Source organism: Leisingera sp. G5_S3_59_S7, from assembly GCF_054968485.1.
Map to the genome: position 1 here is coordinate 1 of NZ_JBQKUH010000086.1, position 12,673 is coordinate 12,673.

The window sequence follows — 12,673 nt, forward strand, 5'->3', positions numbered from 1 at the left end:
GGCCCTGGCCGGCTGGCTGGGCAGCGGCGGCTAAAGCGCTGATTTTGTCCCCATTTGGGGGCATCGGCCCCGGCGCGGATGCGCTGCAATACCAGCGGAAGGCATCACGGCGCCTTTTTCACACCGCCGCAGCTGCAGCCGCTCCCGCGGCAGGCAGCCACGGCAGGGGCAACGACCCGGGCAGCAGAGGCTGCCGTGCCCCGCAGAGTTAACGAGGAGGACGTTTACCATGGGTATCAAGGACAGAACCTCAGATTGGGAAGTCTGCAATCCGGATTGCGACATCCGCTTCAGCGATAACAAGTTCGACCCGGATTACAACGACGGCACCACCGAGATCGGCGGCACCGACGGCAATGTGATCGACCTGAACGACCACGACGCCGGCGACAACGCCCGCGCCGGGGCCGGCGATGACGCGGTCTACGGCAACGAGCGCAACAACCGCATCGACGGCGAGGCCGGCCAGGATTACGTCGAAGGCCAGGATGGCGACGACCTGATCGAAGGCGGCACCGGCAATGACTACCTGTTCGGCGGCAATGCCGACGGCAAGGGCCATTATGAAACGGTGATCACCGGCTACGAGACCAAGGTCGACCCGGACACCTGGGAAGAATACCAGGTGCCGATCTACGGCCAGAAATACATCGACGACGGCGACGACTGGATCGACGGCGAGGAAGGCTGCGATTACATCGACGGCGAAACCGGCAACGACACCCTGCTGGGCGGCGAGGAAAGCGACACCGTCTTCGGCGGCAAGGGCGATGACCACATCTTCGGCGATGATGCTGACGGCAACTACAGCTATGCCGACGGCGACCGCGGCGACTACCTCTATGGCGAGCTCGGCGACGACTGCATGGACGGCGAAGGCGGCGACGACTGGATGTGGGGCGACATGGGCCAGTCCGGCGAAACCGCCAAGGACGGCGACGACACCATGTACGGCCGCGACGGCGACGACCGGATGAACGGCCAGGGCGGCAATGACCGCATGGCAGGCGGCCTGGGCGACGACCTGGTGATCGGCGGCAGCGGCGATGACGAGATGTTCGGCGACGAGCGCCAGTCGCAGAATGACGACCTTGATTTCGGCGCCGACAACGGCACCGGCAACAAGGACGAGCAGGTCGACGGCGACGACTGCATGCTGGGCGGTGACGGCAACGACACCATGGACGGCCAGGGCGGCAACGACACCATGTTCGGTGAAGACGACGACGACCTGATGCAGGGCGGCCGCGGCGACGACCTGATGGATGGCGGCGCAGGCCGCGATGACGTCAACGGCGGCGCCGGCCACGACACCATGCGCGGCGGCTCCAACAACGACGTGCTGGAAGGCGGCGCCCAGGGCGACCTGATCTTCGGCGACAGCGGCAACAACCTTGGCGCCGAGGTCAACGGCTACAAGATCGACTGGGATTGCTGCGACGACGATGAGCAGACGACCGCAGCCGACAGCAACCACGCCCCGACAGATGAAGGGCTGAAAGAAGTCGACTGCCCGGACTGCTACACCCCGATCGACGAAGGCCCGGACGGCAATGACCGCATCCGCGGCGGCGGCGGCGACGACACCATGTTCGGCGAGGGCGGCAACGACGTCATCATCGGCGGCCGCGGCGACGACGAAGGCTATGGCGGCGACGGCAATGACCGGCTCTATGGCCGCAAGGGCAACGATCTGCTGCACGGCAACGACGGCGACGATTGCGTCCACGGCAATGAAGGCCATGACCGTCTGTATGGCGACGCCGGCAACGACACCATCCGCGGCGGCGAAGATTCCGACAAGGCCTGGGGCGGCACCGGCGACGACAAGATCTACGGCGATGAAGGCAATGACTTCCTCTATGGCGAGGAAGGCAACGACAAGATCAAAGGCGGCGACGGCAATGACGTGGCCCATGGCGGCGACGGCAAGGACACTGTCAAAGGCAACGATGGCGACGACTTCCTCGACGGCAACGACGGCAACGACAAGGTGCTTGGCGGCAGCGGCAAGGACGTGCTGCAGGGCGGTAGCGGCGACGACTACCTGAACGGCGGCGCCGACCGTGACTGCCTCTATGGCGAAGCCGGCAACGACCGCCTGGACGGCGGCACCGGCGGCGACTTCCTGGACGGCGGGTTCGGCAACGACACCCTGTTCGGCGGCGCCGGCGACTACAACGACTTCCTGAAAGGCGGCGAAGGCCGCGACCGTCTGTACGGCGGCGACGGCAAGGACGTCTTCATCATCGATCTCGAATGGGATGGCGCCATGTTCTCGTCCAACGACGGCAACGACACCATCCATGACTTCGACATCGATCAGGACCACGACGTGCTGCTGTTCCGTGTCACCACGGTTGGGGCCGGCGCGGGCACCTCGGCGCAGGATGCCTTTGCGGCGCTCGACGGCGGCGGCGCCACCGTCACCGACAATGGCACCGACACGCAGATCAGCGCGGGCGGCGCCACGGTGAACATCCTCGGCCTGACCGGCAACGAGGCGCCGTTCACCTCGCTGGGGCAGGACGCCATCCCGATCGGCGGCGTCGGCATCAACGCGGTGACCACCGGTGATGCGGGCTCTTACGAGGCGATCCGGGTGCTGACCTCCGACACCGGCTTTGACGACAGCTACGACAACATTTGGGGTCCCACTGCCGTCTGAGCCTTAGGAACGGCGGGCCCGGGGGCAACCCCGGGCCCGTCCAGCCCTGGTTCAGGACAGCGATTTGGTCCCCGGCCAAGGATTGCATCCTTGGACCAGGGCGCTGTTCTCCAGATTTCATAACTTCACTTCGTGCAGCCGGGGGGCTACGACAATGAAGGTAAAACGGGTATTTGATGGTCAGCGGGGCGTGCTTGCCGCCATCTTCATGGCAAGCATCTTTGTGAACCTCCTTGTCCTGACAGCGCCGCTCTACATGCTGCAACTGTTTGCCCGGGTCATGGCCTCGGGCAGCATTCCCACTTTGATTGCTTTAACCACCGGCGCAGCGATTGCGCTGGTGTTCTTTTTTCTGTTCGACATGATCCGCCAGCGCCTGGTGGCGCGGCTCGGCTCGCGGCTTGAGGCGCGGCTCAGCCCGGTGGTGCTGGACGGCATGATCAGCTGCCAGGTGCCGCCGCAGCTGGCCCGCGCCGAACCTGTCCGCGACATCCAGGAGCTGCGCGGCTTTGTCACCAGCCCGCTGTTCCTGGCGCTCTTGGACGCGCCCTGGTCGGTGATCTTCCTGGCGCTGATTTTCATGTTCAGCCCGGTCCTGGGCGCGGTGGCGCTGGTCGGCATCGCGCTGCTGTTCACCCTCGGGCTGCTCAGCGAGATGATGGCCCGCAAGCCGATGGAGGCGGCCACCAAACAGGCCACCGAAACCAATGCCGCGGTGGCGGAGATGATGGCCAATGCCGGGCTGATCCACGCCATGGGCAAGACCGGGCCGCTGATCCGGCGCTGGCAGCTCAAGGCGTTCTCCGCCCTGGTCTTCAACACCCTGGCCACCGACCGGGTGGCGCTGATGACCTCGCTGGCCAAGGCCGTGCGCATGGGACTGCAGATCGCGGTGCTGGCGGCCGGCGTGGTGCTGGTGATCAACAACCAGCTGACACCGGGGCTGATGATTGCCTCCTCGATCCTCCTGGGCCGCGCCGCGGCGCCGGTGGAGCAGTCGATCTCCGGCTGGCGCGCCTTCCTGAAGGCACGCGGCGCGCAGGGCCGGCTGAATGACTTCCTGGCCCATCTCGGCGCCGCGCCGGAGCGGCTGGAGCTGCCCGCGCCCGAAGGCCGGCTGTCGGTGGAAAACGCCACCGTGGTGCTGCCGGGGCGGCCGGAGCCGCTCTTGCTGGACATCACGCTGGAGCTGAAGCCGGGCCAGTCGCTGGGGCTGATCGGCCCCTCGGGCGCGGGCAAGACAACCCTGGCCCATGCGCTGGCCGGGCTGCAGCCCTTGGTGCGCGGCCATATCCGCATCGACGACGCCGCGCTTTCCGACTGGGACCCGGCGCAGATCGGCCAGCATATCGGCTTCCTGCCGCAGCGGGTCGAGCTGTTCCAGGGCACGGTGGCGGAAAACATCGCCCTGATGGACCCCGACGCCAAACCCTCGGATGTGGTGGCGGCGGCCAAGCTGGCGCAGGTGCATGAGATGATCCTGGCGCTGCCCGGCGGCTACAACGCCGAAGTCGGCCCGCGCGGCGAGTTCCTGTCCGCAGGCCAGCGCCAGCGCATCGGCCTGGCGCGCGCCTTCTTCGGCGACCGCAAGCTGATCGTGCTGGACGAGCCCAACGCCAATCTCGACCCCGAGGGCGAGGAGGCGCTGGCCACGGCCATCGAGGAGGCCTGCGCCCGCGGCGCCGCGGTGGTGGCGGTGACCCACCGGCTCAGCCTCTTGCGCCGGGTCAGCCATGCGGCGCTCTTGCAGCAGGGCCGCATCGCCCGCTTCGGCGAGGCGCGCCAGGTGATCGAGGCCGCCGCCCAGCCGATGGCTGCCGCCCAGGCGCATCAGGACGATCCCAAAATCGCCCCCTTCCGCCACCGCAACGCGGAAGGGGGCGGCGCCGGGCAAACCGCACAGGCGCCCGGCCCTAAAGGAGAAAGCGCATGAGCCTGGTGGAACATGACAGCCGCAGCCCCGCAGAGACCGGCCGCGTGCCGGCCAAGGGCGGCTTCCGCGACCTGATGCCCGCCGGCAGCAGCATGGATGTGCCGCTGCCCGGACGGCCGCCGACCCGGGTGCGCCAGCTGGTGCTGTGGATGGTGGTCTGCGGCTTCGGCCTGTTCGGCGGGCTGGTGTTCTGGGCCACCAAGGCCGAGCTGACCAGCGCGGTGGTGGCGCCGGGCGCCTTCAACGTGGCCGGCGACCGGCTGGCGGTGCAGCATCTGGAAGGCGGCATCCTGCGCGAGCTGAACATCACCGAGGGCAGCCGGGTCGCCAAGGGCCAGGTGATCGCCCGGCTCGACGGCCGCCGCATCCAGGCGCAGCTGGCGATCCTGAACGGCCAGCGGGCCAGCCTGCTGGCGCAGCAGGCGCGGCTGGACGCGGAGCTGAAGGGAACGGACAGCCTGCAGCCCGGCGCCGAGCTGCAGCAGCTCATCGCCCGGATGCCGGAACTGGCGCAGCTGGTGGCGGTGCAGCGCGACCTGCTCAGCTCCAACCGGGCGCTGTACCAGGGCCAGATGGACATCATCCAGGGCCGCATCACCCAGCTCAACGACCAGCTCAAGGGCCGCGATGCCCGCATCCGGGCCACCGAGGAGCAGCTGGCGCTGGTGCAGGCGGAGCTGGCGGACCTGGCCGGGCTGTTTGAAAAAGGCCTGGTGCCGAAGACCCGCATCAGCCAGCGGCAGATGCAGCAGAGCGGCCTGCTGGGCACCCTTGGCGCGATGGAAAGCGACCGCGGCAATGTGCTGGAGCAGATCGGCGAAATGAAAGAGCGGCGGCTGCAGGCCGGCCGCGACCGGGCGGCGCGGATCGCCGCCGAAAGCCAGGACGTGCAGGAGCAGCTGCTGGATCTGCACCAGCGCCTGGACGCCACGTGGGACGTGGCCGAACGCCAGACCATCCGCGCGCCGCGCGACGGCCGGGTGGTCGGGCTCAGCATCAACACCCTGGGCCAGGTGGTGGATCCCGGCCAGACCATTCTGGAGCTGATGCCCGAGGATGCGGGCCTGCTGGTGGAAACCCAGGTGGCGGTGGCCGATATCGACGAGGTCTCCGAGGGCAGCCTGGCGCGGGTGCAATTGACCGCCTACAGCTTCCGCTCCACCCCGCCGGTCACCGGCGAGGTGGTGATGGTGGCGGCGGGCAGCAGCATCGACCAGCTGACCGGCCAGCCCTATTACCCGGTGCATATCCGCATCAAGGAGGCCGATCTGGCCGCCCTGCCCAATGTGAAGGCCCTGCCCGGCATGCCGGCCCAGGCGATGATCGAAACCGGCCGCCAGACGCTGGCCGACTACCTGATCAGCCCGGTGCTCTCCAGCATGTCGCAGGCCTTGAAGGAAGGCAGCGGCTGACGCCGCCCCGTCAGGAGGGCCGCGGTTCCGGGGGGGGGGCCGCAGCCTGTCCGGGCCCGCTTCAGCCGCCAGGGCTGAGGCGGGCCTGTTATTTTTGGGGTGCCCGTACGGCCGCCGCGGCCCCCATGCTTGCTTCCTGAGGCAGGCCAAGGGCCTGGAAAAGGCGGGGCCGCCTGACCCTCGGCAGGCCGCGGATAGCCCTCAGCACCCCCGTCCTATCCTTTGGTGCAGCAGCGCCGCCGGGGCTGCCATGCTAGAAAGATCTCAACAGGCAGACACAGCCAGCTGCCGCCAAGACACACAGACACACAGACCGCAGGAGACACCCCCATGACCCTGATCAGCACCCTCACCGGCGTTACCGCAAGCCTGGCAGCCGTGGCCGCGGGCTTTCTCCTGGGCCTGCCGCTGCTGGCCCTGGCCCTGATCTACCCGGTCGCCGGGGTGCTGGGCTGCACCGCCTGCCAGTGGGCGCTGGAACAGCGCGAGCGCCTGGCCGCAAGGCCGCAGCTGGCCTATTACTCGCCCCGCCCCTATTTCGGCTGACCCGGCCCCCCGCATTTCCGACCCCCGCGCTTCGTCCCGAGGCGCAAGGCCCGGCCGGCACACTCCCCCCCTCGTGCCCCCCGGCCACCTGCAGCCCCCGGCGTCCCTCCTCTCCTCCCCCCCTCCCCCGCTGAGGACGGACGCCGGGGCCCGCGCTCTCTCAAATCCCGCACAGACCGCCCCGCCGGAAATAGGTCCGGTCCGGACCAAATGTTTCGCGCGCGAAACATTTGGTCAATCATGCTGACCTTTTTTTGGAACGATGTGAGATCCGCCTTTGCAAACAAAGGCGGAGGCCTGCGGCCTCTGAGTATTTGGGGAAAGATGAAAGCGGGCGCCTATTCCGCGGCGCGTTTCCTGACCCAGCCGAGGAAGGCCGCATCCGGCATCCGCAATCTGGGGCTGCCGGTGCGCACCCACATGGCGCGCCATTCCGCCTCCAGCGCATAGGCGTCGGCGCCGGGGATCAGGGCGCGCGCCTCCTCCAGGGTGGCGGGCTTCAGGCTGGGCGCGTTCAGCACCGCCTCGGTCACCGCGGCCTTCTGGCTGAAGCGGATCACATCGCCCTCCAGCTCCTCCAGCGCGTAATCGGGCAAGGGCTGCGCCTCAATCATGTCGCGGATCATCTTGCGGAACACCCGCCGCGGCGACGCGGAGCCGGATTTCTTCAACAGGGTTTCGACCGAGACCTGCCAGCTGTTCTGCCGCCCGCAATGCTTGCGCGCCAGCTCATAGATCCGCCGCTCCAGCGGCTTGCGCAGCCGGAAGTAATCGCGGGAAAGCGTCAGCACCGATTTCGACAAGACCGCCCGGTACAGCCAGTCCGATAGCGTCACCGCCACGCTGACCATCTTGCCCTGCCCTTTTTTGGTGCTGGGCGCCTTGCGGACGATCTCCCATTTCTCGATCAGCCCGAAGCCGGTGGTCACCTCCTGCCCCCCGGTCACGATATTGGTGGTGATGCGGGTGCCCGCCAGCCGCTCGAACGCTTCGCGCAGACGCCGGTAGGCATCGCCGGAGGTTTCGCGGTTGCAGGCAACCAGCAGATCATGCGCCTTCAGATGCAGGGTGCGGCTCACCTGGCGGCCGGCATTCAGCGCCGCCATCAGCTGGCTGATGCAGAAGATCAGGATGTCCTTGTCGTGGATCGTCGCCAGCCCCTTGACCGAGGGCGTCACGGTGATCTCGGCGCCGTTGTGCTGGTAGTTCAGGATTCGCCGGTCGGGCCTTGTGCCCAGCGAGAACAGCGGATGCTCCATCGACGCCAGGTCGTTTTTCGGGATCGCCCCGAAGATATCGCAGAGGAAGAAATCCCCCTGCCCTTCTGGCGGAATCGCTCCCGCCGTCAGCTCTGCTGCCATATGCCTGTCCGCCGTCTGCTCTGCCGCCCGCCGGGATCTGCTGCCCCTGTTCGGCGACTCGTTTTATCGTGGTTTTGATTACGCCCACCCTAGGGTTATCCACATGTCCCGGCAACGGGGGTTCGGAATCGTTTCGTCGGGGGTTCGGAGTCATTTGATCGGGGTTTCAGAGTCACTGCCTGCGGAAAATCCGCCCCGATCGCCAATGAAAAAAGGGCTTTGCGCGCGCCCCCTTCCGCCTGTAACTAATAAATAACTCATTTATAACAGAGCAGATTTTTTTGAACGCTCTGCAACACCCCCGCTTACCCCTGCCGCAACTGCCGGATTTGCTTAGAAAAAGCAGAAGGGATGCGCATTTTGCTTCCATGTGCTGCGTTTTTGCGTATTCTGTCCAAAAGGCAGCACATCAGCCGCCTGGCAGCATAAAGACATGGGCAGGGCGGCAACGGCCCAAGGACAGCAGGCAGACCTCATGGCGCGAGATATCCACAGGAAAGAAACTCCTCGGGCGGGCAGCAGCCTTCCCCCCTATTTCAGCATCGACCCCGACGCCGCTCTGGCCGAGCTTGATGCCCCCGCCAGCACCGCGGGCTTTGCCGAGATCGCCGCCGCCTGCGCCGCGGGCCGGGCCGACCTGGCCAGCCGCGGCATGAACGAGGAAGGCAAGAAGGAGCTGCGCCTGTTCTCCACCTGGGAGATCACCCGCTACCTGATCCCGGTCGCCCAGGCCCATTTCCGCCGGGTGCTGAAGGCCAACCCGGATCTGCCGCAGGGCCGCAGTGAAACCGAGGGCGGCGCCAAGTGGTTCACGCTGGACGAGGTGCTGCGTCTGCGCGCCTTCTTCGCGGCGCAGGGATCCAAGGCGAAGGACTACCAGCCCTACCGCCCCGAGGGGCTGCCCGCCAAGATGGTGGCGGTCGCCAACTTCAAGGGCGGCGTCGGCAAGACCTCGACCGCCGCGCATCTGGCGATGTCGGCGGCGCTCGACGGCTACAAGGTGCTGGTGATTGATCTCGACAGCCAGGGCTCGATGACCTCGATCTTCGGCGGCAAGGTGGACGACGAATGGCAGACCGCCTTCCCGCTCCTGGCGCGCCACTACGGTGAGCATCTGCGTCTGGAGAACCAGCGCCGCCTCGACCGCGGCGACTCCCCGCAGCCGCTGGACGAAGCCCTGGATGCGGCGATGGAGATGACCACACAGGACGTGATCCAGAACACCCACTGGCCCAACATCGACCTGATCGGCGCGCAGCTGAACCTCTACTGGGCAGAATTCCAGATCCCGGTCTGGCGGATGGCGGCGCGGTCCTGGAAGCTGTGGGATGCGCTCACCGAGCGGCTGGAAGCGGACGGGGTGCTGGACCAGTATGACGTGATCTTCATCGACACCCCGCCAGCGCTTGGCTACCTGACCATCAACGGGCTGTCGGCCGCCGACATCCTCTTGGTGCCGATGGGCGCCTCCTTCCTGGAATTCGACTCGACGGGGCGCTTTTTCGACATGCTGCATTCCACCTTCGCCAGCATCGAGGAGGGCGAGAACCTCGCCGCCCGCGCCCTGGGCCGTCCCGGGCTGGCGTTTGAATGGGATGCGGTGCGCACCGTCATCACCCGCTATGACGGCGCGCAGCAGGGCGAGCTGGCAGCGCTGATGCAGGCCTATATGGGCCGGGTGCTCAGCCCCCACAAACAGGATTACACCGCGCTGATCGGCCAGGCCGGGGAGCAGGTGAGCGGCATCTATGAGGCCGATTACCGCGATTTCAACCGCGAGACCTATGCCCGCGGGCGGGAAACCTTCGACGAGACCTATGCCGCCTTCAAGAAGCTCCTGATCGGGGTCTGGCGGCGCGAGGCGTTGCAGGAGCAGCGTGCGGCCGAATAAGGCCCCGGCAAGGAAAATGGGGCAGGATACGGCCCCGCAGGCACAAATGTCTGACACTGAGGCACGAAGGACAGGACATGGCAAAACGCAAACGGCTTACCCCGGCGCAGACGGATTACCTGACAGCCGCCCCCGCGGCCAAACCGGCGCTTGGCGGCCCGTCCAGCGTCGGCGCCGCGCCGATTGCCCAGGTGGCCTCCGATGCCTCTGCCCAGGCGGCGCTGCAGGAATTGTCCGGCGTGCTGGAAACCGCCCGCGCCAAGGGGCTGATGATCGAAGAGCTGCCGCTGGCGGCAATCGACGAGAACCACCTGGTGCGCGACCGCATCGAACAGGATGAGGAAGAGCTGCAATCGCTGATCGCTTCGATCCGCGCCCGCGGCCAGCAGACCCCGGCCGAAGTGGTGCCGCTGGAGGACACCTTTGGCGGCCGCACCCATGGCCTCATCTCCGGCTGGCGCCGCCTGACTGCGCTGAAGCGGCTCTATGAAGAAACATCAGACCCGCAATTCTCCACACTCAAGGCACTGGTGATCAAGCCCGACAGCGCCGAAGACTCTTACGTGGCGATGGTCGAGGAAAACGAGATCCGGGTGAACCTGTCGCATTACGAGCGCGCCCGGATCGCGGTGCGCGCGTATAAGGAGGGGGTGTTCACCCGCCGCAAATACGCGCTGCAGGCGCTGTTCGGCAACGCCACCCGCGCCAAGCGCTCCAAGATCGGCAGCTTCGTCACCCTGGTGGAAGCCTTGGATGCGGTGCTGTTCTACCCCACCGCCATCAGCGAGAAACTGGGCCTCGCCCTGGTGCGGGCGATCGAGGCGGATGAGGGCTTTGCGGAGCGTGCGAAAGAGGCACTGCAGGCCGCCGACCGCTCCAGCCCGGAGGCCGAGCTGGAGGTGCTGACCCGCCTGGTCGAGGGGGGGGCGCCCCAAATGCCCAAGTTAGAGCCTGATCTACCCCCTGCCCCGCCGTCCCTGGAACACCTGGCGGCACAGGCCAAGGAGCGGAATGCAGGCCGGGATGCGGAACAGCCCCTGCCCCCGGTGCCGCCGCTGGTCAAGGGCCCGCGGGTGCGCGGCACGGGGGACTGGGACGCCGCGATGCCGGGCGAACGGATCTCCCTGCCCGCGCCCAAAGGCGTGCGGCTCACCTATACCCCCAGCGAGCAGAAGATCGAAATCAGCGGCGAGGCTGTTAACGCCACCCTGGCCAAGACGCTGGAGGCCTGGCTGAAAAAGCTCTGATCAGAGCCTGCCGCCTTTCATCTTTCTGCAAATACTCCCGCCGGAGGCAAAGGGCTTTTCCCCGGAAAAGCCCTTTTTAGTGCATGATATCTGCCCGCGCGGGAGAGTCTTTTTAGGTCAGCATGGTTGATCAAATGCTTCGCGCGCGAAACATTTGGTCCGGACCGGACCTATTTTGCAGAAGCCGCTTCCGGGGCGGTTCAGGCGCCCCGCCCCACCGCCACATAGGTCCGGAACCCGGCCCGTTTGGCGGTTTTGGGCGAGTAGATATTGCGCAGGTCCGCCATCCGCGGCACCTCCATCTTGCGCGCCAGCTTCTTCAGGTCCAGGGCGCGGAACTCGTTCCATTCGGTCAGCAGCACCACCAGATCGGCGTTCTGCGCCGCCTCGTACGGGTCGTCCATCCAGGCAACCCCGGGCAACAGCGCCTCGCCCTCGGACTGCCCCTGCGGGTCCACCACCCGCACCCGGGCGCCGCCCCCGACCAGCGCGGGCACAATGGTCAGGCTCGGCGCCTCGCGCATGTCATCGGTGTTGGGCTTGAAGGTGACGCCCAGCACCGCGACGGTCTTGCCGTTGAAGGAGCCCTCGCAGGCATCGCGCAGCTTCTCGACCATCCGGTGCTTCACCTCGTCATTGACCCGCATCACCGTCTCGGTGATGCGCAAGGGGAAGGCATGGTCCTGGCCGATCCGCGCCAGCGCCGCGGTGTCCTTGGGAAAACAGGACCCGCCGTAGCCGGGGCCTGCGTGCAGGAACTTGTTGCCGATCCGCCCGTCAAAGCCGATGCCGCGGGCGACCTCCTTGACGTCCGCGCCGACCCGCTCGCACAGCCCTGCGATTTCATTGATGAAGGTGATCTTGGCGGCGAGAAACGCATTGGCGGCGTATTTGATCAGCTCGGCCGATTCCAGGTCGGTGGTCAGGATCGGGAAGTCGCGCAGATATAAGGGTCTGTAGATCTCCGCCATCACCTCTGCCGCGCGGTCGTTCTGCACGCCCACCACCACCCGGTCGGGTTTCATGAAATCCTCGATCGCCGCGCCTTCGCGCAGGAACTCGGGGTTGGAGGCGACGTCGAACTCCGCCTGCGGATTGGCCCTGGCGATCACCTGCTGCACCTGCCGGTTGGTGCCCACCGGCACGGTGGATTTAGTCACTACCACCGCATACTCCGTCAGGGCTGCGGCGATCTCCTCCGCCGCGGCCATCACATAGGTGAGGTCGGCATGGCCGTCGCCGCGCCGGGTCGGGGTGCCGACGGCGATGAACACCGCCTCCGCCCCGTCCACCGCCGCCGCCAGATCATCGGTAAAGCTGAGGCGCCCCGCCTTCACGTTCTTTTCCATCAGCTGATCGAGGCCCGGCTCATAGATCGGCACTTCGCCCGCCTGCAGCCGGGCGATCTTGCGCGCGTCCTTGTCGACGCAGACCACGTCATGGCCGAAATCCGAAAAACAGACGCCGGACACCAGACCGACATAGCCGGTGCCAATCATCGCAATGCGCATGGAATACCCTTTTCTCAATCCCCGGTGCGGCGGCTTGGCTGCCGCCATTGTTTTGAGAATAGAAGGATATACCCCGCCGGACAGGGCGGGAACCGGTTTTTTGC

The 12,673-nt window shown here is 66.7% G+C and carries 8 protein-coding genes; 6 read left to right on the forward strand and 2 right to left on the reverse strand.

From position 1 onward, the window contains the following. The first annotated feature begins 229 nt into the window (after window positions 1-229). From ACTRWG_RS21575 to ACTRWG_RS21590, 4 genes are all read left to right on the forward strand, one after another. Complete coding sequence (locus tag ACTRWG_RS21575) at window positions 230-2,668, forward strand: calcium-binding protein (protein ID WP_462829924.1); 2,439 nt, start codon at window positions 230-232, stop codon at window positions 2,666-2,668. A gap of 154 nt (window positions 2,669-2,822) precedes the next feature. Then, window positions 2,823-4,601, forward strand: a complete 1,779-nt coding sequence (locus ACTRWG_RS21580; protein WP_462829925.1) for a type I secretion system permease/ATPase — start codon at window positions 2,823-2,825, stop codon at window positions 4,599-4,601. Beyond that, window positions 4,598-6,013 carry an HlyD family type I secretion periplasmic adaptor subunit gene (locus tag ACTRWG_RS21585; protein ID WP_027238271.1) on the forward strand — a complete coding sequence of 472 codons (1,416 nt, stop codon included), beginning with the start codon at window positions 4,598-4,600 and terminating at the stop codon, window positions 6,011-6,013. Before ACTRWG_RS21580 ends, ACTRWG_RS21585 begins: the two co-directional genes overlap by 4 nt. Window positions 6,014-6,343: 330 nt before the next feature. Next, a complete protein-coding gene (locus tag ACTRWG_RS21590; protein WP_027238270.1) occupies window positions 6,344-6,559 on the forward strand; it encodes a hypothetical protein in 216 nt (71 codons plus the stop codon). A gap of 338 nt (window positions 6,560-6,897) precedes the next feature. Here the strand turns inward: ACTRWG_RS21590 and ACTRWG_RS21595 are convergent, their stop codons facing one another. Further along, complete coding sequence (locus tag ACTRWG_RS21595; RefSeq protein ID WP_462829926.1) at window positions 6,898-7,920, reverse strand: replication initiator protein A; 1,023 nt, start codon at window positions 7,918-7,920, stop codon at window positions 6,898-6,900. 475 nt (window positions 7,921-8,395) lie between these two features. Here ACTRWG_RS21595 and ACTRWG_RS21600 point away from each other — a divergent pair, with 475 nt between their 5' ends. Continuing rightward, entirely contained in the window at window positions 8,396-9,811 is a 1,416-nt protein-coding gene (locus tag ACTRWG_RS21600; protein WP_462829927.1) for an AAA family ATPase, read from the forward strand. Between the two features lie 77 nt (window positions 9,812-9,888). Further along, on the forward strand, window positions 9,889-11,058 hold the full coding sequence (locus ACTRWG_RS21605; protein WP_462829928.1) for a ParB/RepB/Spo0J family partition protein: 1,170 nt from the start codon (window positions 9,889-9,891) through the stop codon (window positions 11,056-11,058). A gap of 200 nt (window positions 11,059-11,258) precedes the next feature. Here ACTRWG_RS21605 and ACTRWG_RS21610 read toward each other — a convergent pair whose 3' ends face one another. Next, complete coding sequence (locus tag ACTRWG_RS21610) at window positions 11,259-12,569, reverse strand: UDP-glucose dehydrogenase family protein (protein ID WP_027238268.1); 1,311 nt, start codon at window positions 12,567-12,569, stop codon at window positions 11,259-11,261. Window positions 12,570-12,673: the final 104 nt, after the last annotated feature.